This window comes from Shewanella sp. 0m-6 (genome assembly GCF_052977325.1).
On record NZ_JBRIMD010000005.1, the window covers coordinates 1 to 23256 of the forward strand.

General features: G+C 42.9%; 15 protein-coding genes. 7 read left to right on the forward strand and 8 right to left on the reverse strand.

The features are described from left to right. Positions 1 to 1084: 1084 nt before the first annotated feature. Entirely contained in the window at positions 1085 to 2251 is a 1167-nt protein-coding gene (locus ACVBJC_RS05175; RefSeq protein ID WP_447160011.1) for a DcaP family trimeric outer membrane transporter, read from the forward strand. Positions 2252 to 2330: 79 nt separating this feature from the next. On the opposite strand, the gene ACVBJC_RS05180 is transcribed toward ACVBJC_RS05175, so the two are convergent. The 3 genes from ACVBJC_RS05180 to acs all read right to left on the reverse strand — a co-directional run bounded on the left by ACVBJC_RS05180 (position 2331) and on the right by acs (position 6594). Further along, positions 2331 to 2597: a GrxA family glutaredoxin gene (locus ACVBJC_RS05180; protein ID WP_442529464.1), complete on the reverse strand. Its 267-nt coding sequence runs from the start codon at positions 2595 to 2597 to the stop codon at positions 2331 to 2333. 96 nt (positions 2598 to 2693) lie between these two features. Further along, on the reverse strand, positions 2694 to 4436 hold the full coding sequence (locus ACVBJC_RS05185; protein ID WP_447160010.1) for a DEAD/DEAH box helicase: 1743 nt from the start codon (positions 4434 to 4436) through the stop codon (positions 2694 to 2696). 205 nt (positions 4437 to 4641) lie between these two features. After that, complete coding sequence (gene acs, locus ACVBJC_RS05190) at positions 4642 to 6594, reverse strand: acetate--CoA ligase (protein ID WP_447160009.1); 1953 nt, start codon at positions 6592 to 6594, stop codon at positions 4642 to 4644. Positions 6595 to 6768: 174 nt separating this feature from the next. Between acs and ACVBJC_RS05195 the strand changes: the two genes are divergently transcribed. Next, the gene (locus ACVBJC_RS05195; RefSeq protein WP_447160008.1) at positions 6769 to 10197 is read left to right on the forward strand and encodes a PAS domain-containing hybrid sensor histidine kinase/response regulator; all 3429 of its coding nucleotides are present in this window, start codon (positions 6769 to 6771) and stop codon (positions 10195 to 10197) included. 236 nt (positions 10198 to 10433) lie between these two features. Here ACVBJC_RS05195 and ACVBJC_RS05200 read toward each other — a convergent pair whose 3' ends face one another. Beyond that, positions 10434 to 10766, reverse strand: a complete 333-nt coding sequence (locus tag ACVBJC_RS05200; protein WP_447160007.1) for a hypothetical protein — start codon at positions 10764 to 10766, stop codon at positions 10434 to 10436. 345 nt (positions 10767 to 11111) lie between these two features. Here ACVBJC_RS05200 and ACVBJC_RS05205 point away from each other — a divergent pair, with 345 nt between their 5' ends. After that, complete coding sequence (locus ACVBJC_RS05205) at positions 11112 to 12401, forward strand: NAD(P)/FAD-dependent oxidoreductase (RefSeq protein WP_447160006.1); 1290 nt, start codon at positions 11112 to 11114, stop codon at positions 12399 to 12401. 80 nt (positions 12402 to 12481) lie between these two features. Here ACVBJC_RS05205 and ACVBJC_RS05210 read toward each other — a convergent pair whose 3' ends face one another. After that, on the reverse strand, positions 12482 to 13141 hold the full coding sequence (locus tag ACVBJC_RS05210; protein WP_447160020.1) for a response regulator transcription factor: 660 nt from the start codon (positions 13139 to 13141) through the stop codon (positions 12482 to 12484). 339 nt (positions 13142 to 13480) lie between these two features. After that, the gene (locus tag ACVBJC_RS05215; RefSeq protein WP_447160005.1) at positions 13481 to 13909 is read right to left on the reverse strand and encodes an acyl-CoA thioesterase; all 429 of its coding nucleotides are present in this window, start codon (positions 13907 to 13909) and stop codon (positions 13481 to 13483) included. Between the two features lie 248 nt (positions 13910 to 14157). Here ACVBJC_RS05215 and ACVBJC_RS05220 point away from each other — a divergent pair, with 248 nt between their 5' ends. Further along, the gene (locus ACVBJC_RS05220; protein WP_447160004.1) at positions 14158 to 14727 is read left to right on the forward strand and encodes a GNAT family N-acetyltransferase; all 570 of its coding nucleotides are present in this window, start codon (positions 14158 to 14160) and stop codon (positions 14725 to 14727) included. Between the two features lie 82 nt (positions 14728 to 14809). Here ACVBJC_RS05220 and ACVBJC_RS05225 read toward each other — a convergent pair whose 3' ends face one another. Both ACVBJC_RS05225 and ppsR read right to left on the reverse strand, forming a co-directional pair. After that, positions 14810 to 15877, reverse strand: coding sequence for a 3-deoxy-7-phosphoheptulonate synthase (locus tag ACVBJC_RS05225; protein WP_447160003.1), 1068 nt, complete (start codon positions 15875 to 15877; stop codon positions 14810 to 14812). 190 nt (positions 15878 to 16067) lie between these two features. Next, positions 16068 to 16880, reverse strand: a complete 813-nt coding sequence (ppsR, locus tag ACVBJC_RS05230) for a posphoenolpyruvate synthetase regulatory kinase/phosphorylase PpsR (protein WP_447160002.1) — start codon at positions 16878 to 16880, stop codon at positions 16068 to 16070. Between the two features lie 126 nt (positions 16881 to 17006). Between ppsR and ppsA the strand changes: the two genes are divergently transcribed. The 3 genes from ppsA to ACVBJC_RS05245 all read left to right on the forward strand — a co-directional run bounded on the left by ppsA (position 17007) and on the right by ACVBJC_RS05245 (position 23149). Continuing rightward, positions 17007 to 19376 carry a phosphoenolpyruvate synthase gene (gene ppsA / locus ACVBJC_RS05235; protein WP_447160001.1) on the forward strand — a complete coding sequence of 790 codons (2370 nt, stop codon included), beginning with the start codon at positions 17007 to 17009 and terminating at the stop codon, positions 19374 to 19376. A 151-nt stretch (positions 19377 to 19527) separates the two neighbouring features. Continuing rightward, on the forward strand, positions 19528 to 22578 hold the full coding sequence (gene ydiJ, locus ACVBJC_RS05240) for a D-2-hydroxyglutarate dehydrogenase YdiJ (RefSeq protein ID WP_447160019.1): 3051 nt from the start codon (positions 19528 to 19530) through the stop codon (positions 22576 to 22578). 130 nt (positions 22579 to 22708) lie between these two features. Beyond that, the gene (locus tag ACVBJC_RS05245; protein WP_447160000.1) at positions 22709 to 23149 is read left to right on the forward strand and encodes a DUF1285 domain-containing protein; all 441 of its coding nucleotides are present in this window, start codon (positions 22709 to 22711) and stop codon (positions 23147 to 23149) included. Positions 23150 to 23256 lie beyond the last annotated feature (107 nt).

A 23256-nucleotide genomic window follows, 5' to 3' on the forward strand; every position in this document is an offset into this window, starting at 1 on the left:
GCTGTTAGCTCAGTCGGTAGAGCAGTTGGCTTTTAACCAATTGGTCGAAGGTTCGAATCCTTCACAGCCCACCACTTATCAAATATCCTCGATATACTTTCCCTATTCAGTCAGAAATATCACTAGCAAGTACACCGTCTATTCGTTTTATGTAACTATACCTATACCTATACCTATACCTATAGATTATGCGTTGATAGCTTAGTCGAATGCATAATTGATCCTGCTAATTATTGATCATACAGTTAGCTTTACTCTCTGTTTAATTAGTTCAATTGCTCGAAAGTTCGAATCCTTCACAACTAACGACTTGTTAGTTTTATCTCCAATACTCTTCTCTGTATGATTTTAAAGTCGCAGTCAGCCTTTAATATTTCATTATCACATTGCTGTTTATTATTGAACATGGGGTTGGATTTACCCTTTACCGAATTGACCGAATTGACCGAATTGGTCGAAGCTTCTAATTGAAAAGCTGCAATGTTCATTACCCCATACAATTTAGGATTAGTTTGAGTTAACTATTGTCGAGATTAATGAGGAGACACCAGCCTAGCATGCAACCAAATAAATTCTGGAGAGTGTTTGCGCACTTATAAAAGTTTGGAACTGTCGCTTTAATTACGCTGGAATGGAATTAAAGTAGATAGTTTTGTTTGAGAGAAGCAAGGTTACTAGAGCTCTGTATTGTTAAGCTCCGCTATTTTTTTATAATAGTCTTAAAGATATTTTCAAGCGTTACACTAAAATTTCAAATTTGTGTCAAAAGAAGATGTGAAATACACTTTACTCGCTAAGCGTTTGAATTTGAAGGCTATTGAAGGGGGCTTGATAAGCTTCGGAGTTTTACTTCCAAGCTGATAACTGTAATGTCTTTATTGTCACCTGCAGTATAGTGGATCAATTTCTTATCTAGAATTAACACTTTGTATAATTCTTTACTAATATTTTAATCGTTAAATGCGAATATGGTTAATTAGCAATGAGTGTTCTACCTTGGTCTGATAGACCTATTGCTAATGTTGTCTAGTTGTTAACTCGGTCATATTTTGTATGGATAATAAAAATATCAGGGAGAAAGGGAATGAAACAAGCAAAATTAACGCTTATTGGTGCGGCAACTATTGCAGCAATGAGCTTCGGTGTCCAAGCTGATACTGAGTTTAAATTTGGTGGTTATGTCAAAGCAGATGTAATGTTTAGTGATTACAGCAATGGTGCGCCAGGTTCAGGTAGTTTATCTCGTCAATTTTATGTGCCAGGTACTATTTATGGCGATCCAAGTAATGGTAAGCAAGTCGTCGATTTCCAAGCACGAGAATCACGGTTTAATTTTAAAACATCTACAGATCTTGATGGCCATAAGTTATCAGGCTTTATTGAACTCGACTTTATGACCACGGATAATGGTAATGAGCGCGTGTCCAATAGCTATTCGCCACGTATTCGCCAAGCATTTGTGAGTTTTGATAATTGGGCCGCTGGACAGATGTGGACCACTTTCCAAAATCCGGGAGCACTACCTGAAAATCTCGATTTTATTGGCGCGGCAGATGGTACGCCCTTTGTTCGTCAAAGTCAGGTTAGATACACTAATGGTGGTTTTCAGTTCTCGGCAGAAAACCCTGAGACAACGGTTAATAGTTACCGCAATGCAACAGGTGGTAGCAGTCGAATAACCAGTGGTAGTGGGATGGTTCCTGATTTTGTCGCTCGCTATAACATGAAAACTGAAAGTGGTATGGCATTTACTTTTGCAGGCCTTGCTCGTCAGTTAAATGTCGAAATGGATAAAAATACAGCTAATCCTATAGATTCGTCAGAATTCGGTTATGGTTTGAGTTTCACTGGTGTTATCCCTGTAGGTCAAGATGATATCAAGATGTCTGCTACCTATGGTGAAGGATTAGGGCGTTATATGGCGCTAAACTATGCCAACGCTGGCGTACTTGATGCTAAAGGTAATATTCAGACCATTGAGTCATATGGTGGTTTTATTTCTTATCGTCACTGGTGGAATGATAAATGGAGAACCAGTATCACAGGTTCGGGTTTTAAAGCGGATAATAAGGTTGCTCTTACGGGGGGGACTGTAAATAAGGACTCTTATTCAGGCTATATCAACTTACTTTATTCGCCAGTTAAACCATTAACTGTGGGTGTTGAGTATATGTATGCGAAAAACACCAAAGAAAATGGTGTAGACGGTGAACTGAATCGCGTCATTTTCTCGATGAAATATGTACTCTAGTTGAGCAGAAAGACTTATTAAGTGTGACTGAGTACAATAAAAAAGGAGGCGATAGCCTCCTTTTTTATTGTACTTAACTTTATGCAGCTGGCATTAAGTTGTTATCTCTTACATATTGTTCGAACTCAGTACAGCCACCAACATGAACTTGGTCAACAAAGATCTGTGGGACGGTTTCGACCGGCTTACCAACTGTCTTTTCTAAGTCCGCTTTGCTGATCCCTTCAGCGTGGATATCAACATACTTGAATTTAAAATCTTCACGTTTTTCTGTAAGTTGCTCAGCAACTTGGACTGCACGAACACAATATGGGCAACCTGGACGACCAAAAATAACAACGAACATAATAGCTTCCTCAAAAATAGCTTGAGCACTTTATATCATAGCTATTGCAATTGTTCTAATCGATATTAGAGGTCATGTTAATCGTATTGCTGATTTTTATTCAAATTGTGACTTATCAGTTTGATAACGACCTTTGTAATCAAAAATAGTCTCCATCAGTTCCCAGCCTTTTTTACCTTTTTTCAGTAATAACAGGTCTGGTTTTCTGAACAGGTTTGAATCATCACTGACTTCTTGTGCTGATTTGTACTTCTTATGCTTGATGCCTGGTGTTCGACTATGAGGGAAGATAAATAGGGCAAACATAGCACGAATTTGTGCAGGAGTTTGCATCTTGAAGTAGCGGCAAAAGTCATTGCCATCAAGATCAATATATCGAACAACCAAACGTTCAGCTTGTGGTTCGAGAAGCATACTTTGACATTTAAAAAGGTGGTGATGCTTCTGCTGTAGGACTTCTTTTAATCGTTTATCAGGGTCGACTAAAATGGCCTGACAGTGCTGACACACTTTTGCAGCAATATCGTTTTCTTCACCACAATTAGGGCAAGCTTTAGAGCGAAATCGAAAATCGCATTGCTCTTTACGTCCATCACTCTCTACTAGAGCCTGACAGCGGCGGCCAAAGTGCTCGATAATGTCACCATCATTATCGGTTAAGCCCCAAAATATATTAGCAAAGTCGCACACTGGGCAGTGTACCTGCACTGGCTTACACTTACTGTTGGGCTTGGGTTGACCCACTTCTGGGTAGAACAGGTCATAGCCGTTGGCTGCATAATCAATAACAAGGCACTCAGTCTTATTTTTATCAACTCTTAAACCGCGGCCAACCATTTGCTGAAAAAGGCTTACAGAAGCGGTAGGGCGCAGTATTGCAATAAGATCGACATGAGGAGCGTCAAAGCCTGTAGTTAACACTGCAACATTGACGAGATACTTAATTTGTTTTGCTTTAAACGCTTGAATTAAGGTATCTCGATCATCACGAGAGGTTTTAGCTGTGATCAGTGCCACTTGTTCACCTTGGAGCTTGCTGACAACCTCTTCAGCATGCTTAACCGTGGCGGCAAAAATAATGATCCCTTGGCGATGTTGTCCAAATGCGATTAATTGCTTAACGATGGCGGTGGTTGCACGGCCGCAATGGTTAAGGATGGAGTTAACTTCTTTTTCATTGTATTCACCCGTTGGTGAGGCCGTTAGCTCACTAAAGTCATATTGAGCACTGAGTCCATCAAACATCTTAGGTTGGCTTAAAAATCCCTGTTTAATCAGTGGGCGCATTGGGAGTTCAAATATACACTTTTCAAATACAGGCTTTTCGGTGTTGCCAACCTTGTCGTGGTAATGATAGCGATATATCCAGCCTAAATCGAGTCGGTAGGGAGTTGCGGTTAGCCCCAGTAATCTAATATGACTATTTTTAGACTTTAAGTGAGTGAGTAGCTGCTGATATTGACTATCTTTATCAGGGCTAACTCGATGACATTCATCAATAATCACTAAGCTGTATGGCTCATCAAATTGAGCGGGTTGCTTTACCGCTGATTGAATACTGGCAACAACGGTTTTACCGTCGGTGGACTTTTGGTTGAGTCCCGCCGAGTAGATTTTAGCTTCGGTGGTTAATAGCCCCACTTTTTCTGCATTTTGAGCAACTAATTCCTTAACGTGCGTAAGGATTAACACTCGGCCTTTAGCTATTCTGGCGAGTTCAGCGATGACGATACTTTTACCTGCGCCAGTCGGTAAAACCAAAACTGCGGAGTCATAACTTGATTTGAAATGTTGAATCGCTGCGTCAACAGATTGCTGCTGATAATCTCTCAGTTGCACGAAAAGAACCTAATTAAATACGACTTTATAAAGGAAATGATCCCACATTTGGCTCAATGCGATAAGCAAAATTTTGAGGATTGTTTTATGACGACTTTCCAGCGCAAGATGAGGCATAAAAAAAAGCCCCTCTGAGAGGGGCTAGGGAGGTCAAACAATAGAATTGTTTATCTTGGCTTTATTGCTAAGATATATTCGCTAAGGCTTACTCGCTGCGATTAAGTCGGCTTTCAATCAATGTATCTATTACCGCAGGGTCGGCGAGTGTAGACGAGTCACCTAAGTTAGTAACTTCATTTGCAGCAATCTTACGTAAGAAGCGACGCATGATTTTACCTGAACGCGTCTTAGGTAAACCGCCAGCCCATTGAATCAGATCGGGTGTGGCAAGGGCGCCAATCTCTTTTCTTACCCATTGGCGAAGTTCCTGACGTAGCTCTTCTGTCTCTACAGAGCCCTTGGTCAAAGTGACATAGGCGTAAATCCCTTGTCCTTTGATGTCATGTGGATAACCGACAACAGCGGCCTCAGCGACTAGCTCATGAGCGACTAGCGCACTTTCAACCTCAGCAGTACCTAAGCGGTGACCTGACACATTAATCACATCATCAACACGGCCTGTGATCCAGTAATAGCCGTCTTCATCGCGCTTAGCACCATCACCAGTAAAGTACATGCCTCTAAAGGTTTTGAAGTATGTCAGTACAAACCTGTCATGGTCACCAAATACTGTTCGCATCTGCCCAGGCCAAGAATCTAAGATAACTAAGTTACCTTCGTTGGCACCATCAACAATATTACCCATATTATCGACAAGTGCAGGCTGCACACCAAAGAATGGACGGGTTGCAGAGCCCGGTTTAGTATCTGTTGCACCAGGGAGCGGGCTAATCAAAATACCGCCAGTTTCCGTTTGCCACCAAGTATCTACAATTGGGCACTTTTCATGGCCAATCACATCGTTGTACCAGCGCCAAGCTTCAGGGTTAATCGGTTCACCTACCGAGCCCATTATACGCAAAGAGCTACCATCAAACCCTGCAAACTGCTCTTTACCTTCCGCCATCAGCGCGCGGATAAGGGTTGGTGCCGTATAAAGAATATTTACCTTGTGGCGGTCAATCATTTCACCTAGACGTGCAGGACTTGGGTAGTTTGGTACGCCCTCATGAATAAGCACTGTTGCGCCATTGGCTAGCGGGCCGTAAACCATATAAGAATGGCCGGTGATCCAGCCTACATCAGCAGTACACCAATAGACTTCACCGTCTTTATAGTCGAAGACATATTCGTGGGTCATGGCTGCGTAAACCATATAACCACCCGTAGTGTGTAGCACACCTTTAGGGTTACCGGTTGAACCTGATGTATATAGTAGGAACAGTGGATCCTCTGCGCCCATTTCTTCTGCAATACAATGCTCTGATGCCGTCTCCATTAAAGACTCCCACCAGATGTCACGACCCTCAACCCAGTTGATGTCGCCGCCAGTACGCTTCATCACGATGACTTTTTCGATGCAATCCACATCAGGGTGAGCAAGTGCATCATCGATATTGGCTTTCAGTGGAATGATCCGGCCTGCACGAATGCCTTCATCGGCGGTAATTATTACTTTTGAATTACCGTCAATGACACGTGAGGCAATCGAGTCTGGTGAGAACCCACCAAAGACAACAGAGTGAATGGCACCTATTCTGGCACATGCAAGCATAGCAATAGCCGCTTCAGGCACCATAGGCATGTAAATAGTGACTACATCGCCACGGCGTACGCCCTGGCTTCGAAGTGCATTAGCGAATTTACACACTTGCGCATGTAGCTCGCCGTAGGTAAGGGTGCGCTGATCTTTTGCGTCATCGCCTTCCCAAATAATCGCCAGCTTATCGGCATCGTGTTCTAAGTGTCTGTCTAAACAGTTTGCGGATGCGTTGAGCGTGCCGTCATAGAACCACTTAATAAACAAGTTGTGGTCATCGAAAGAGGTTTTCTTTACCTTAGTAAAAGGTTTGATCCAGTCGATACGGTTGCCGTGTTCTCTCCAGAAACCTTCAGGATTCACAATCGACTCTTGATACATTTTTTTATATTGTTCATCGTTTACAAGTGCGTTTGCAGCGATTTCACTTGGTACTTTATAGAGAGACTGCGTGCTCATTGGGCTTCCCTTATCTAATAATGCGTAAGCTGAGTATGGATTGAGAGAGAGGGATTTCTCTATTAGACCTTGGTCTAGTAAAATATTTTCCTTATTTTTTAGTTGCTTGTAATTTTATTTCGGCTGGATTTCATTCGTTTTTTACCGCAAAATAGTTTAAAAAAAGAGAATCCTATGAATTTGACTGTTTTGGTTGGCAGCATTGCCCTCATTTATGTGTTGCTACTGTTTCTGCTTGCTTGGGGCGCGGAGCGTTGGTTCAGTGGGATCACTAAACGGATCCAGACTTGGATTTACGGTTTAAGCCTGGCGGTGTATTGCTCCTCGTGGAGTTTTCTCGGTACCGTTGGTCAATCAGCTCAAGATCTGTGGTCTTTCTTGCCCATTTTTATCGGCCCTATTCTTATTTTTGTTTTTGGTTTCAGCTTACTGCGCAAAATGGTCATTGTCTCTAAAGCGCAAAATATTACCTCTGTTGCTGACTTTATTGCCGCGCGATATGGCAAATCTCAGTTACTTGCCGCCATTGTTACCCTCATCGCCCTCTTTGGGATCATGCCCTATATTGCACTACAGCTAAAAGCTATGGTGTTCAGCCTCAACCTTTTTCAGCCCGATGGTTCATTGTTTAATGGCAGTAAAGTCTCATTGATTATCACTGCAATTTTGGCGATTTTTGCCATTTTATTTGGAACACGAAAACTCGATGCAACTGAACATAATCCGGGAATGATGTTAGCCATCGCTTTCGAATCGTTAGTTAAATTAGGGGCTTTTTTACTGGTAGGTATTGTTATTAGCTTCGGTGTCTTTGATGGCTTTGGTGATATCTGGCAACAAGCTAGCGAGCGTGACTTAATTAACAAGCCTAATCTCCGCCTTGAGTCTTTAATGCCGGAGCTGCTAGTTGGTATGGCCGCGTTTTTATGTATGCCACGGCAATTCCATGTGATGATGGTGGAGTGTGAAAATGAGCGCACCATCTTAAAAGCGCGTTGGTTATTCCCTCTCTACTTATTGCTATTTGGGCTGTTTGTTGCCCCTCTTGCACTTGCGGGTAAGTTATTACTGGGTGATGCGGTTGCAGCTGACACCTATGTGATTAATCTTCCATTGGCGTTGAATCAGCCTTGGCTAGCGGTTGTTGCCCTATTAGGTACACTTTCTGCTGCTACAGGCATGGTGATTGTTGCTGTAGTGACCATTAGTGTCATGGTGAGTAATGAGTGGTTAGTGCCATTAATGCTCCGCACTGGCCAGATTAAAGCACGAAATTTCAGTCAGTTTTCACAGCTATTATTAAATGCACGGCGCTTAGCAATCATTCTGATTTTAGGACTAGGTTATTTTAGTTACTTGTCGTTCATGGACAATGACTCGCTATCATCGTTAGGTATGCTGTCATTTGGTGCTTTTGCGCAACTAGCTCCGGCACTGATAGGGGGGATGTACTGGAAGCATGGTAACCGTAGTGGTGTGTTCTTGGGGCTTGCGGTTGGCTTTAGTTGTTGGTGTTACATATTGCTGCAAGGTGCGGTGAATTCTCCGGCTATTATGACGACTGATTTTGCGCTGCTCGAATCTATCACGCCCAATGTGCGCGATATTCTGATTGCCTTATTGGCAAACTGTGCCTGTTATATGCTGGGTTCAGTCTGGTTTAGAGCGGGTGTTGCCGAGCGAATGCAAGCAAGTGCTTTTGTGACACCTGGTCAGCTTAAAAAAGACAATAATCGTAAGAGTGTCGGGGTTTCACAGCAAGACTTACTTATTCTTGCCAGCCGCTTTGTCAGTCCAACCCGTGCTTATGAGAGCTTTTCTGCATTTTCAGAAGAGGCGGTAAAAAGTGATAGCTGGCATAAAATGGCGCCACCAGAGCTTATCGCTCACACAGAGCATATGTTAGCAGGGGTGTTAGGGGCCTCAAGTGCATCACTGGTACTGGATTCGGTTTTGCAAGGCCGCGATTTAGCATTAGATGAAGTGTTTAGTTTAGTTGATGAAGCGTCATCTAAAATAATCTTAAGCCAAGACATGCTGCGTGGAGCGATTGAACACGCTTATGAAGGCATGAGTGTGGTCGATAAAGACCTAAATTTGGTTGCCTGGAATTACAAATACGCTGAGCTATATGATTATCCAGATAACTTTTTGCACTCAGGTATGCCGATTAGTGATGTCGTACGCTTCAATGCTGAGCGAGGATATTGCGGTGAAGGGGATATAGCAGCACATGTAGAAAAACGGGTGCAACATATGCGCAATGGCACGCCCCATGTGTCAGAGCGGCAACGCAAAGACGGTAAAGTGATTAAGATCCAGGGGAATCCAATGCCTGGCGGCGGTTTTGTTATGAACTTTACCGACATTACTCAGTATCGCCAGCAAGCTGAAGCACTGCAAGAGGCCAATGAAACATTAGAGGCTAGAGTTAAAGAACGTACTTATGAGTTAGCCTTGCTTAATAGCAAGTTACTCGAGGCTAAGGCGCAAGAGGAGATGGCCAATGCATCTAAAAGTCGATTCCTTGCCGCTGTAGGCCATGACTTGATGCAGCCATTAAATGCCGCAAGGTTATTTACCGCTTCTTTGTCGCAATATCCGAATCTTGACCTAGAGGGGAAAACGACTCTTAATCATGTGAATAGTTCGCTTAAAATTGCCGGTGAGCTACTCACCGATCTGCTTGATATCTCTAAGCTTGATTCTGGAATGGTGGAGGTAAATAGACGTGACTTTTCTATAGCAGATTTGCTGGACGGTTTAGCCGTTGAGTTTGATGCTATGTCTAAGGATTGCTTGATTAAGTTCAGTTTTGTCGCTAGCTCGGTAACGATAAACTCAGATCAAAGCTTATTACGCCGTGTGCTGCAGAATTTCCTGACTAACGCCTATCGATATGCCAAGGGGAATAGAGTGCTACTAGGTTGTCGTCATCGAGGTGCCGAGCTTGAGATCCAAGTTATTGATACTGGTTGCGGTATCGACGCAAGCGAAACGACAGAGATCTTCAAAGAGTTTAAACGTCTTGATAATCCACAGAGTAAAAGTGTCAGTGGCTTAGGTCTTGGATTGGCGATAGCAGATAGAATTAGTCGAGTACTCTCCCATGATATTAATGTGAGTTCTGAACTTGGAAAAGGCTCGGTGTTCTCCATTCGAGTGCCACTAGGTGAGAAGAACACAGCTCCTAAGCCAAAAAAAGTAACGTCACTACTGCAACCACTCGCGGGTGTGAAAGTGCTGTGCATTGATAATGAAGAAGCCATTTTAGCGGGACTGGAGAGTTTATTAAGTCGTTGGCAATGTGAAGTGATATGTGCCAAAGATTTAGCCGATGCTCGGATCAAACTTGGCCTTAAAGGAGTGGCTCCTGACATTGTACTTGCCGATTATCATTTGGATGATGGTCAAAATGGCGTTGATGCAATGGACGGAATTCGAAGTTTATATGGCGAGCATCTGCCGGGCATACTTATCACTGCTAATACTCGTAAAGATCTGATTGATGATATGCATAGGCGGGGTTATCACTATATGGCGAAAATGGTTAAACCTGCTGCGTTAAGAGCGCTTATTTCTAGCTTAGTCAAAAAGAGTTAGTGACGATTGGCTGTAAATAAAGCAAATATAAAGACAAGATAATTTAAGTAAAACAAAGTGTAAGTATAAAGAGTGTAAGCATAAAAAAGGTACGCAATTGCGTACCTTTTTTATGCTTAGTTTTTCACTCTCAGCTTTTAACTAGGAGGCTCAGGCTGGATGCATAGCCATTAAGATGAGCGTAGCGAAAATATTGAGGCTTATTTAAGCACTCGTTAGGAGACTGTAAGTGGATTTTATTCTACTTTTACAGGCGTTAGCCCTTGCTCTCGTGATTCAAGTGCAGTTTCAAGATCAAAGCCGCTGGTTTTCCAGCTTTTAGCTTCTTCAGGCGTAAAGGATTGATCTTTCCAGCTTTGTGCATCTTCTAAGTTAAATCCATCCTTGCTCCAGGCTGCTGATTGCTCAGCGTTGAAGCCCGCACGATTCCAATTTTGAGCTTGCTCTGCATTAAAGCCAATTTCCTTCCATGCTGCAATATCTCCTTCAGACATACCTTTCCATGTTGCAGGCGAAGAGGCACAGGCGCTAAGCGCTAAAATAATCATGACTAGACCGAGCTTTTTCATATCAATTTCCTTGGTTAGTTATAGTCAGTTCTGCTTATCTCACCCTAGGTATGTTCCGGGTACAGCTTTCGACAATACATTATTGGCTTATGTGTAAGTTTGACATTCACTATTGAAGATAGTCGCTCAAATATATCTCGACAAGTTATTGCTTACAGTGAAGTAAACAGATTTATCCAGCAAGGCTGTACTACTATCACTTTGCGGGAAATATGAATTTTTTAATTTTGAGAGTTGCCGATTTTCTGTTCTTGACCTAACTGGTTAGATGGATATACTGAACAAAATCTAGATTTTGTAAAAAATATAAAACAAGAAGTAACTGATTACTCAAAGGGAATCGATATGTCCGAGCCACGCTGCAACTCTTATTATAACGCTACCATTAATAACGAAACCGATTACCCTGAATTGGAAGGGGAGATCCGTGTTGATGTGGTCATTGTTGGGGGAGGTTTTACCGGAGTTGCCACCGCGATAGAGCTATCAGAAAAAGGATTCAAAGTTGCAATCTTAGAAGCGAATAAAATTGCATGGGGGGCAACCGGACGCAATGGTGGTCAAGTGACAGGGAGTCTGTCGGGTGATCAAGCCATGACCAAGCAGCTGGTAAATTGTATCGGCACAGAGGCGGAAGAGTATGTGTGGAATATGCGCTGGCGTGGACATGACATTATTAAAGAACGTGTTAAAAAGTATAATATTGAGTGCGATTTAAAATTTGGGCATATCCATACCGCTTATAAAGCTAGTCACTTAAAAGAGCTTGAGAAAACCTATAACGAAGGTTGCTTGCGAGGCATGGACAGTGAACTGGCCATGTTGGATAAAATGGAATTGGCGCAATATGTTAATACTCCTCTCTATCATGGCGGCTTGCTAAATAAACGCAATATGCACTTGCATTCAGTTAATTTGTGTATTGGTGAAGCGAAAGCCGCAGAAGGTCTTGGCGCACAAATTTTTGAGCACTCAGCGGTGATTGATATTGATGATGGAGCGCTCGTTACCGTAACAACAGCTAAGGGGAAAGTGGTTGCCAATAGCGCAGTGCTAGCGGGTAACGCTTATCATAAATTGGCCCGTAAACAATTACGCGGAATGCTATTTCCTGCCTCATTGGGTAACTGCGCAACGGCTCAATTATCACCAGAAATGGCCAGGAGTTTAATTCCCCAAGATGTGGCAGTTTACGATACACGCTTTGTGCTCGACTATTACCGTTTAACCGCAGATAACCGATTAATGTTCGGCGGCGGGACCAATTACTCTGGCCGAGACTCTAAACATGTCGCTGCAGAGTTGAGACCTGCAATCGAGCGAACCTTTCCACAACTTAAAGATGTTGATATTGAATTTGAATGGACCGGGATGGCTGGAATTGTACTTAATCGGATCCCACAATTGGGCAAAGTGTCACCTAATGTCTATTACTGCCAGGGCTATTCAGGCCATGGTGTGGCGACATCTCATATTATGGGTGAGATCATGGCAAGTGCTATTATTGGCGAACAACAAGAGTTTGATCTGTTTGCGCAAATGTCCCACTACCGTATTCCGCTTAATGAATGGTTTGGCAACCAGGCATTAGCGCTAGGAATGATGTATTACAAGGTGATGGAGAACTTTCGTTAAACGGATCAATAAAAAAACGCTTCGAGTACTCGAAGCGTTTTAGTTTATAGGTAGGTTGGCTACAACACTTTGCTTATGGACTAGATATCGACCTTATCCATCTCAAGTTGCTGTAGCGCAATCACAGCTTGAGTGCGGTTTCTTACGCCAAGCTTTCTAAATATCGCCGTAGCATGGGCTTTAATCGTGGCTTCTGACACACCAAGATCATAGGCAATTTGCTTATTGAGTAAACCTTCAGCAAACATTTGCAGTACCTTATATTGCTGGGGTGTTAAATCGGCAAGTTTACTCGCCATTTGGTTGGTGTCATCTTCGTTAATTTCTTGAAGTTCAACACCTTGGGGTAACCAAATATCACCAAATAATACCGCTTCTAATGCTTGTGCTAAGGTTTCCATAGAAGAAGACTTAGGGATAAATCCAGAGCTACCATAATGAATCGCGCGGCTAATAGTGAGGTTATCTTCATGAGCTGATATCACTATAACAGGTAGCTCTTGAAAGTGGGTTCTGAGGTGGATCAGGGTTGAATACCCATGAGAACCGGGCATTTGAAGATCTAATAACACTGCATCGTATTCAATGTCATTATTCTCGAGTAGGGCCTGTAGCGCATCAGCGCTATCTGCTTCATACCATTGAGTATTAATGAATTCAGACGATAGTGCTTGTCTAAGTGCGTTGCGAAATAACGGATGGTCATCGGCTATTATTATATTTAAATTTTCAGGCTTCATGGCTTTATAGGGTTGTTTTGGTTGCACGTGAAGGTAGTTCAATGTAACAGATAAATGACAAGGGGTTCTATGGCTTTTTACTGGAAAAGTTACTATTTGTTAAAATAATTGTCGAAGTTAGACTTTGGTCTAAAGTCACCATTGCAGGCTATCTATGCAAAGGTGTGAGTCTGCTAGTGTTCAAAAGCAAGGCAAGACTAAAGGTCAGAATGAAGACTGGATAGGAAGATAGTATTGCAAGATAGGAATGGATAATAAGAGTGACAGAGCCTGATTACAGACAAGGGCTAACGATGCAGCCCTCAATCTTTGTTTATCCTGGCTAAAGAAGACTAACGATTAACAATGTGGCGGCCACACTGCAGTCGGTTTTCTTTGCTCATCAACAGCGACAAAGGTAAATACGCCACGAATAGCGTGATCCCTTAGATCTTGATACATGTCTTCAACGAAAATGTTCACTTCAACTTTAATTGAGGTATTACCCACATGAATAACTCTGGCAATAATCTCAGCTAATGAACCCGCAGGAATAGGCTTATTAAAATCAATTCTATCCGAACTCACAGTAACCAAGGTCTTACGGCAAAAACGGGTCGCTGCAATGAAAGCGGTTTCATCCATCCAAGCTAATGCTTCGCCACCAAAAAGCGTGTTGTGATGATTGGTGATAGAAGGGAATACGGCCTTGATAACGCGAGCCTCTGATTGTTCGATTCGAAGAGCGACCTCTTCAGGAAACTTTGCGGGAGTTTGAGTTAACGGCATACGGCAACCTATGGTTATGCATTAATGAGGCGATATTATAGCCGTTTTTGTAATTTTATAACAGGTTGTAAGTCGAATGGTTGAATTACTGCTGCATGTTTATTTTCAAATTCAGTTGATTTTCCAAATGAATATCGATAGAAAGTGAAGTGTAAGGCTTTACACATTCAAGCCATCAAATTTTAATAGATTTTAATACCATCAATGACTTAAGCTATAAATACTTACGCTTAAGAGTATCCATAAAAATGAAGCCAAGGTTAGAGCTTGAAACACCCAATACGTTTCTCGTTGTTTTAGATGAAAGCGCTGCAGCGTTGATGCTGGGTTATTATATTGAAAATAAAGCCCACTTATCTCATTGGGAGCCAAAAAGAACGGCCGATTTTTATACGTTAGAACTCTGGCAAAAGCGCTTGTCACAGAATCAATTAGCGTTCGACTCAGGTCATGAGGTGAAATTTGCAATCATGAATAAACAAAGAACTGAGATTATAGGAGTGTGTAACTTTACCAATATTGTCCACGGTACATTTCAAGCTTGTAACCTAGGTTATTCAATCGCAAAAAAGCATGAAGGCAAAGGCTATATGCTGGAATGTTTAGAGGCGTCAATCAGTTACATGTTCACAGTTGTTGGTCTGCATCGAATCATGGCAAATTTTATTGTAGGTAATCAACGCAGTGGCGCGCTGCTTAAACGGTTGGGTTTTGAGCATGAAGGGCTAGCTAAGTCATATCTTAAGATTAATGGGGTTTGGCAAGATCACATCTTAACTTCAAAGTTGAACCCTGAAGACTGCATCGCTTTACAATAGGAAAGTTAATGCATTAAAAAACGCACCAACTCATTGAGCGGGTGCGTTTATCTTATAGAGCTTCAGCTTACTCAAGCGAGTTTTACTTTTGCTTAAGTAAGTCCATTCTTGCGCGAGAAGCTTTAGCCAGATCACTGAGTAAGACTATTGAGTCTTCCCAATCAATACAAGCATCGGTGATACTCTTACCGTAAGTTAGCTCTTCACCAGCAATAACCTTTTGATTGCCTTCTTCGATAAAGCTTTCAGCCATAATACCTGCAATGGCTGTAGAGCCTTGCGCCATCTGTTGCATAATCGATTCAGCGACATTGAGCTGCTCTTTATGCATTTTACGGCTATTTCCATGGCTAAAATCGATAACCATACGTTGGGTCACACCGACGCTATCAAGCTGTGCCGCTGCTTTTTGAATGTCATCGCTGTGATAATTAGGCTCTTTACCGCCACGTAAAATAATGTGGCCAAATGGGTTACCGTGAGTGCGATAAACGGCCATAGCACCATCTTTATCCGGTGAATAGAAGATATGTGGAGCTTGCGCTGCGCGAACGGCATCAACTGCAATATCGATATTACCGTCAGTGCCGTTTTTAAAGCCTACCGGACACGAAAGTGCTGAGGCCATTTCACGGTGAATTTGGCTTTCAGTGGTGCGTGCGCCAATGGCGCCCCAGGTGATCAGATCCGCAATATACTGGCCATTTACCATATCTAAAAACTCAGTTGCGATAGGTAACTTAAGTTCAGTGATCTGCTGTAGAAGGTGACGTGCTTTACGTAGGCCTTTATTAGGGCTAAAGCTGCCATCTAAGTCTGGATCTGAAATAAGGCCTTTCCAGCCAACGGTTGTACGCGGCTTCTCAAAGTAAACACGCATTAAGATGCATAAGTCGTCTTTATATTGCTGGTGCAATTTAGCTAAGCGCTGAGCGTAATCGAGTGCTGCTTCAGTGTCATGGATTGAACATGGACCAATAATCACAAGTAAGCGTTGATCATCACCATTAATAATGGCTTCAACTTCGTGGCGCTGCTGGACTAAATAGTCAGCGGCATCTTGTGTTAAAGGATATTCAGAAGCGAGTTGTGCAGGTGAAATTACCTTACATAAAAGGGAGGTGCGTAGTTCGTCTGTTTTAATGGTCATTCACAATACCGAGCGTTCGTATGGGCTTTCGCCTGATTACCTCGGATTATAACTAATAGTTTGGCTGTGCACAGTGGCAATTGCCTTAAAAATGAAGCTAATTTTCACTCAATCGATAATTATTTGATATAAATTAAAGGCTTTCATTTTAAAAAGCCTTTAATTTCAGCGCTAATGCCTTGCACTAGATTTAGAACATGTGACGCTCTAAGCCTGTTGCTTCAATGATCTTAGTGGCAATTTCTTCGACAGAATGATTGGTTGTATTAACGTAAGGGATCCGTTCACGTTTATACATCATTTCTACCTCTTTAACTTCCATTCGGCATTGACGTAATGACGAGTAACGGCTGTTTGACATACGACTTTGACGGATCTCATGCAATCTTTCAGGATCGATGGTCAAACCAAATAGCTTACCTTTATTACGTTTTAATGCGTCGGGTAGCTTTAGATTATCCATGTCATCTTCAGTAAACGGATAGTTCGCTGCCTTTATACCAAACTGCATAGAAAGATATAGGCTTGATGGCGTTTTACCGCAGCGCGATACACCTAATAAAATGAGGTCGGCTTTATCCATATGTTTCATGGTTTGGCCGTCATCATTTTCCATGGCGTAGTTAATGGCATCAATACGCGCTTCATAACTGTCATTCGTTTTACCGTGAGTACGATGCAAAGCTGGCGTAGCAGCAATACCTAGTTGTTTCTCTAATGGCGCCACAAAAGTGTTCAAAAAGTCATAATCTAAGCCTTCGCTGCTATAGATAACATCACGGATCTCAGCTTTTACGATGGAGTGGAAAACAAGAGGCCGTTCACCTGTTGTAATAAAACAATCATTTATTTGAGCCTTAACAGCTTCTGCTTTGGCTTCTGTTTCAACGAATGGGATTGTAAGTGCATCAAATTCCAAAGGAAATTGTGAAAGCACTGCATGGCCGAATACCTCAGCTGTGATCGCAGTCCCATCTGAGATATAAAATACTTTACGCAACATTTTGACCTCTTGTAGTAATAAAATTACAAATAAAATTATACATTTACGCTTCTTGTCATGGAGTGTAAGATGCTGTTGCTCTCGTGTGAAGAGCCACACTAAAATATACTTGCGGAGATAAGAACTGTGCAGCAATACGTACTCTGGTATCAAGAATTAGGCATGGGTGACGTCAACAAGGTAGGCGGTAAAAACGCTTCTCTTGGAGAGATGATTAGCAATCTATCAAATGCAGGCGTTCAAGTGCCTGGTGGATTTGCGACAACATCTTTTGCGTTCAATGAATTTCTTGAACAAAGCGGACTTAACCAGAAGATATACGAAATTCTAGAATCTCTAGATGTAGATGACGTGAACGCACTCGCTACAGCCGGTGCACAGATCAGACAGTGGGTTATCGACACCCCGTTCCACCCAGAATTTGAGCAAGCGGTACGTGAGTCTTACGACAAGCTTAGCTCTGAAACAACGGACGCATCATTTGCAGTTCGCTCTTCAGCAACCGCGGAAGATATGCCGGATGCATCATTTGCTGGCCAACAAGAAACTTTCCTTAACGTTAAGGGTTACGCAGCCGTTTTAGAAGCAACTAAGCATGTATTTGCTTCTTTGTTTAATGACCGCGCAATTTCATACCGTGTTCACCAAGGTTATGACCACAAAGGCGTCGCACTGTCAGCTGGTATTCAGCGTATGGTGCGTTCAGACAAAGCGGCTTCAGGTGTTATGTTCACCATGGACACTGAGTCTGGCAACAATGATGTAGTCTTTATTACTTCATCATTTGGTCTAGGTGAAATGGTTGTTCAAGGTGCGGTTAACCCTGACGAATTTTATGTTCATAAGCCAACATTAGTTGCAGGTCATAAAGCGGTAGTACGCCGTAACATCGGTAGTAAGCTAATCCAGATGGTGTATTCAGATGATGAATCCCATGGTAAGCAAGTTAAGATTGAAGATATCGCCGCTGACCAACGCCGTGAATTTTCAATCAACGATGCAGAAGTACAAGAGCTTGCTAAGCAGGCGATGACAATCGAGAAGCATTACGGTCGTCCAATGGACATCGAATGGGCTAAAGATGGTAACGACGGTAAGTTGTATATCGTACAGGCTCGTCCAGAAACTGTTCGTTCTCGTGAAGATGTACAGCTAATTGAACGTTACCACCTTAAGACTCAAGGTGACGTTGTTTGTGAAGGTCGTGCCATTGGCCACAAAATTGGTAAAGGTGTCGCTAAGGTACTTAAGTCAATCGACGACATGGATCAAATTCAGCCTGGTGACGTGCTTGTTACCGACATGACAGATCCTGACTGGGAACCTATCATGAAGCGCGCAAGCGCGATTGTTACTAACCGTGGTGGCCGTACTTGTCACGCTGCGATTATCGCACGTGAGCTTGGCGTTCCTGCTGTTGTTGGTTGTGGTGACGTGACTGAGCGTATCAAAAATGGTCAAGAAATTACCGTTTCGTGTGCTGAAGGTGACACTGGCTTTATCTACAATGGTTTACAAGACTTTGAAGTGATTTCATCACGCGTAGATTCAATGCCTGATCTACCAATGAAAATTATGATGAACGTGGGTAACCCAGACCGAGCATTTGACTTTGCTCGCTTGCCTAACGAAGGTGTTGGTCTTGCGCGTCTTGAGTTCATCATTAACCGCATGATTGGTATTCACCCTAAAGCATTGCTTGAGTTCAACGACCAAACTGCTGAGCTTCAACAAGAGATCCACGAGATGATCGCGGGTTATGAGTCTCCAGTTGAATACTACGTAGCACGATTAGTTGAAGGTATTGCTACGATTGCTTCAGCTTTCCATCCAAAGAAAGTGATTGTTCGTATGTCTGACTTTAAGTCAAACGAATACGCAAACTTGGTTGGTGGTGACCGATACGAGCCAGAAGAAGAGAACCCAATGTTGGGCTTCCGCGGCGCAAGCCGTTATATCTCTGAGTCGTTCCGCGATTGTTTTGCACTAGAGTGTGAAGCCATTAAGCGTGTTCGTAACGAGATGGGCCTTAAAAACGTTGAAATCATGATCCCATTCGTTCGCACAGTGAGCGAAGCTGCACAGGTGATTGAGCTTCTTAAAGAGCAAGGTCTAGAACGTGGTGTTGATGGTCTACGCGTTATCATGATGTGTGAGCTGCCTTCAAACGCACTGCTTGCTGAACAGTTCCTTGAGCACTTCGATGGTTTCTCTATCGGCTCAAACGATTTGACTCAGCTAACCCTTGGTCTTGACCGTGATTCAGGCATCATCAGCCATCTGTTCGATGAGCGTAATGATGCAGTTAAAGCCTTGCTTGCTTTGGCAATTAAAGCGGCTAAAGACAAAGGCGCTTATATTGGCATTTGTGGTCAAGGCCCATCAGATCATGCTGACTTCGCGGCTTGGTTGGTTGAGCAAGGCATCGAGACTGTTTCGTTAAACCCTGATACGGTTATCGATACTTGGTTATATCTAGCTGAAGCCCACGGTTAAAATTATCCGTGTAAGTTTATTGCTAAAATGAAGTGTTAAATCTGCGTGATTTAATAATTTGTTAAAAAGATGAAAAAAGCCGCTATTTAGCGGCTTTTTTTTGTTTATAATGAGCCCATAATCTTAAGAATAATAATTGACAGAAGCCGCCATGTTACCCAAGTTATCGCATCAACAAACGCTTGAACCCATTTATCTTTCTTTTTTAACGGTATTAGAAGAGGGGGCTTTTTCAGGCGATATTGATACCCGTTATAGTGCGCGTCTAGCGCAAGCGACCGACAACTCGGTTTACCAATTTCTGCCTCAGGCAGTTATTTACCCTAAGACAGCCCAAGATGTTCAGATAGCACTAAAATTGGCGAACCAAGATGAGTTTGCCAAAGTGGTCTTTAGTGCAAGAGGCGGGGGAACGGGCACTAATGGCCAATCGCTGACTCACGGCATTATCATTGATATGTCGCGTTACATGAACCAAGTGCTCGAGGTTAATGCCGCTGAAGGTTGGGTCAAAGTGCAAGCGGGCGTGGTAAAAGATGCACTTAATGATGCGCTGCGCCCTCATGGGTTTTTCTTTAGCCCGGATTTATCAACATCAAACCGTGCCACTTTAGGTGGGATGATCAATACCGATGCATCGGGTGCTGGCTCGCTGGTTTACGGTAAAACCTCCGATCATGTCCTTGGATTGACCAGTATCTTGTTTGACGGTAGCGAGCTTAATACCCACCCGCTAAGTTCGGCACAATTGGCTGACGTTGGCTCCGTAACTGACAACGTTTTGGGGCAGCAGCTAATCACGACCATTGCCGATATGTGTAAAGGAGAACGTGAGCATATTGAGCAGCGCTTTCCTAAATTAAACCGTTTTTTGACCGGATATGATCTTAAAAATGTGTGGGATGACAAATTAGAGCATTTTGATCTATCCCGCATTTTAACTGGCTCAGAGGGCACCTTAGCGGTTATTACTGAAGCTAAGCTAAATATTACGCCTTTGCCAACATGCCGCATGATGGTCAATATCAAATATGACTCGTTTGAGTCAGCACTGCGTCATGCTCCAGATTTAGTTAAAGCGAATGCCACCGTCGTTGAAACCGTCGATTCAAAAGTGCTCAACCTTGCCAAAGAAGATATTATTTGGCATTCAGTATCGTCACTTATTGAAGATGTACCCGGTAAAGAGATTGATGGCCTGAATATGGTTGAGTTCGCAGGCGAACAAGACGATGTTGAAGCAAGACTGGCCAAGCTAGAAGCCATATTGAGCTCACAAATAGAGAATGATGAAGCCGGGCTATTGGGCTATCAAGTCACAAATGATAAAGCCAGTATCAACACTATCTACGCGATGCGTAAAAAAGCTGTGGGACTATTAGGCGCGGCAAAAGGTACGCGTAAACCTATTGCTTTTGCTGAAGACACCGCAGTGCCGCCTGAAAAACTTGCTGATTTTATTCTTGAATTTAGAGCATTGCTCGATAGTCATCAGTTGCAATACGGAATGTTCGGTCATGTGGATGCCGGTGTGTTGCATGTGCGCCCAGCGCTTGATATGTGCGATGTGCAAGATGAGAGGTTGCTTAAAATCATTTCAGATCAAGTTGCAGAGTTAACGCTTAAGTATGGTGGCTTGATGTGGGGGGAGCACGGTAAAGGTGTGCGCGGTGAATATGGCCCCGCGGTATTTGGTGAACACCTCTACGGCTTGTTAGAAGAGGTCAAAGGCTTATTTGACCCTGAAAATAAACTTAATCCGGGTAAGCTGGTGGCGCCTAAAAATGGCGGCCCAATGTTGTATAACGTCGATAGCGTGAAGCGTGGTGCCTTTGATAGACAAATACCGATTAAAACCCGCGAAGCATTTCCGGATGTGATGAACTGTAATGGCAATGGCCTGTGTTTTAATTACAGTGTTTATTCACCTATGTGTCCATCATTTAAGGTCACAGGTGACAGAGTGCAATCGCCAAAAGGCCGCGCAGGTTTAATGCGCGAATGGTTACGCCTATTACAAGCGGAAGGCGTGGATGTTAATGAGCTGGCCCGCGCTAAGCCGTTAGGCTGGTTGCAACGTGCTCAAAATACCTTAAAAATTGATAAAGAATACGACTACTCTCATGAAGTGATGGAGTCACTTAAGGGCTGTCTGGCTTGTAAGGCGTGCTCCAGCCAGTGCCCTGTAAAAGTTGACGTGCCAAAATTTAGAGCACAGTTTTTTGAGATATATTACCAGCGTTATTTGCGACCAGTAAAAGACTACCTTGTGGCAGGGATAGAAGATTCACTGCCTATGATGGCGACAGCCCCCAGATTAGTTAATGCAGTTTCTCAAAATAGCCTAAGTAAATGGGTCATTAAGAAGTCACTGGGTTATGTCGATGCACCAGCATTGTCGGTACCAACGCTAAAGCAGCGCCTAGAAGGGCACGCCTGTCGGGGTTATGACTTAGCAGCGCTACAACAGATCCCTGACAGCGAGCGCAGCCAATATGTGCTGGTGGTACAAGACCCTTTCAATAGTTTTTATGAAGCTGGTACTGTGTATCACTTTGTACAGCTGATAGAAAAATTAGGTTTAAAACCTATACTGCTGCCATTCAAACCTAATGGTAAACCAATTCATATTAAAGGCTTTTTGGATAAGTTTGCTCGTACGGCAAAATCAACAGCTGACTTTTTAAACCAAGTGGCAAAACTGAATATGCCGATGGTAGGGATCGATCCAGCCTTGGTGCTTTGTTATCGAGATGAGTATGCAGAAGTCTTAGGCGGCGCTCGTGGCAGTTTTCACGTTAAGTTGGCAAATGAGTGGCTACTAAAAGTACTTGAAAGCCAAAGCGCTCGAGACGTGACAGAACGCGACGCTGTTGAGCGAGAATTTACCTGGTTCAGCCATTGCACAGAATCTACTGCGAAGCCTAATACGGCTAACGAGTGGAAGGAGATTTTTGAACACTTTGGCGCAACGCTGAATACGGTTAATCTTGGCTGCTGTGGCATGGCTGGCACCTATGGCCATGAAGCAGAAAACCTAGACCGTTCAAAAGCGCTTTACAGTATGTCGTGGGAACAGGCTTTATCACAGCTGCCACAATCTCAAGTGTTGATCTCTGGCTATTCCTGCCGCAGCCAAGTCAAACGTTTTAGCGGCTTTAGGCCAAAACACCCGCTTGAGGCTTTACTGCATTTGCTTTAATTAGCCCGCAGTAAAAAACTAGCCACTGGCTAGTTTTTTACTTTTAGGGCCAGTTACAGGAAAGTCAAATGTGAACCTGTTTTAGCTTTATAAAGGGTGATGGATACACAGTAAAAAAAAAGAGGTACAGATGACTGCAAAAGATATTCATTCAACAGACACTACAGATGCAATCTCGTCGTTAACGCAAGGGGTATTATGTGCAGAAGAAGCGATATTCGACATCATTGAAAATGGTGAATGGTTTTATCGAGGTGAAATACTACCTGTTAAGTTTTGTAAGCTGTTTGCCACTATTTTAAATCGCATCGATGGTGAGTACTTTCTTATTACGCCTGTTGAAACATTGCGAGTAACCGTTGCTGAACAAGCGTTAATCATTGTTGACTATCAGCCTAAAAGTGAAGCGGGATTCAGGCTTAAAACGAGTATTAATAGCGAACATAATATCGAAAGTTTTGAGCAGTTTGTTGTTGGTGAGGATAGCATTACCTTAACACTTGAACGAGGTATTGAAGCAAGGCTAAATCGAGCTTGTTATTATCGCTTTATCGATGCATTTATTGCCTAATGACGGTGATATTGACCCCGCTGATTTATCTTCATTCAACATAATGATTTATAAGCTGTTTGAATGAATGTGAGCAATAAGTGCTCATGAAGGCTAGTTTCTTTTAG

Excerpts from the sequence above, each read along its gene's own strand:
- ACVBJC_RS05210 (WP_447160020.1), bottom strand. The coding sequence starts at position 13,141 with ATGAAGCCTGAAAATTTAAATATAATAATAGCCGATGACCATCCGTTA.
- ACVBJC_RS05215 (WP_447160005.1), bottom strand. The coding sequence starts at position 13,909 with ATGCCGTTAACTCAAACTCCCGCAAAGTTTCCTGAAGAGGTCGCTCTT.
- ydiJ (WP_447160019.1), top strand. The coding sequence starts at position 19,528 with ATGTTACCCAAGTTATCGCATCAACAAACGCTTGAACCCATTTATCTT.
- ACVBJC_RS05245 (WP_447160000.1), top strand. The coding sequence starts at position 22,709 with ATGACTGCAAAAGATATTCATTCAACAGACACTACAGATGCAATCTCG.
- ACVBJC_RS05180 (WP_442529464.1), bottom strand. The coding sequence starts at position 2,597 with ATGTTCGTTGTTATTTTTGGTCGTCCAGGTTGCCCATATTGTGTTCGT.
- ACVBJC_RS05225 (WP_447160003.1), bottom strand. The coding sequence starts at position 15,877 with ATGACCATTAAAACAGACGAACTACGCACCTCCCTTTTATGTAAGGTA.
- ACVBJC_RS05195 (WP_447160008.1), top strand. The coding sequence starts at position 6,769 with ATGAATTTGACTGTTTTGGTTGGCAGCATTGCCCTCATTTATGTGTTG.
- ACVBJC_RS05200 (WP_447160007.1), bottom strand. The coding sequence starts at position 10,766 with ATGAAAAAGCTCGGTCTAGTCATGATTATTTTAGCGCTTAGCGCCTGT.
- acs (WP_447160009.1), bottom strand. The coding sequence starts at position 6,594 with ATGAGCACGCAGTCTCTCTATAAAGTACCAAGTGAAATCGCTGCAAAC.
- ACVBJC_RS05205 (WP_447160006.1), top strand. The coding sequence starts at position 11,112 with ATGTCCGAGCCACGCTGCAACTCTTATTATAACGCTACCATTAATAAC.
- ACVBJC_RS05220 (WP_447160004.1), top strand. The coding sequence starts at position 14,158 with ATGAAGCCAAGGTTAGAGCTTGAAACACCCAATACGTTTCTCGTTGTT.
- ACVBJC_RS05175 (WP_447160011.1), top strand. The coding sequence starts at position 1,085 with ATGAAACAAGCAAAATTAACGCTTATTGGTGCGGCAACTATTGCAGCA.
- ppsR (WP_447160002.1), bottom strand. The coding sequence starts at position 16,880 with ATGTTGCGTAAAGTATTTTATATCTCAGATGGGACTGCGATCACAGCT.